1 protein-coding gene is annotated in these 551 nt (G+C 57.5%); it reads right to left on the bottom strand.

Annotated elements, in window-relative coordinates; genetic code table 11:
• Positions 1-551 (bottom strand): Ig-like domain-containing protein (locus tag Aso01_RS15830; protein WP_042065651.1); only part of this gene is annotated, 551 nt, incomplete at both ends.

Below are 551 nucleotides of genomic sequence, written 5' to 3'. Positions count from 1 at the left end.
GTGCGGACCTTCGGTCAAGCCAGGTGCCGGGATGGTGTAGTTCCAGCGACCATCTGCTCCTACCGTGACACTGCCCACCACATCATTGCCGTCATACACCTTGATCACATCACCCGGTGTCGCGCCTGTACCACTGAGTGTCGGTGTGGTGTCATCCGTGCTGGCACCGTTGCCAAGCGGACCTTGTACCAGACCCACATCGTCACTCACCAGACCAATGCTCGGAATGCTCGGTGCCGTGGTGTCAATCGTCAGATTGAAACTCGCGCTGCCTTGTGTTCCTGCCGCATTGCTCGCAGTGGCCGTATAGCTATGTGCCCCTTCGCTTTGTGTTGGTAAGGTGTAGCTCCAGTTACCGCTACTATCCACCACCGCTGAGCCAACTGCCGCGCCACCATCGACGCTGATCGTCACGATCGCTCCCGCTGTACCTGTTCCCACCAGTGTTGGTGTGGTGTCATCGGTTGCAGCATTGTTGGCCAGATCACCGACCTTGCTGCCAACATTGTCGACCGCCTTGTTGATGCTTACCACCACATTCGTGGTGTCTA

This window comes from Acinetobacter soli (genome assembly GCF_000760595.1).
In the GTDB taxonomy this organism is placed as follows: domain Bacteria; phylum Pseudomonadota; class Gammaproteobacteria; order Pseudomonadales; family Moraxellaceae; genus Acinetobacter; species Acinetobacter soli.
Note: the sequence above shows the minus strand (reverse complement) of the source record. Positions and strands in the feature narration are given on the sequence as shown.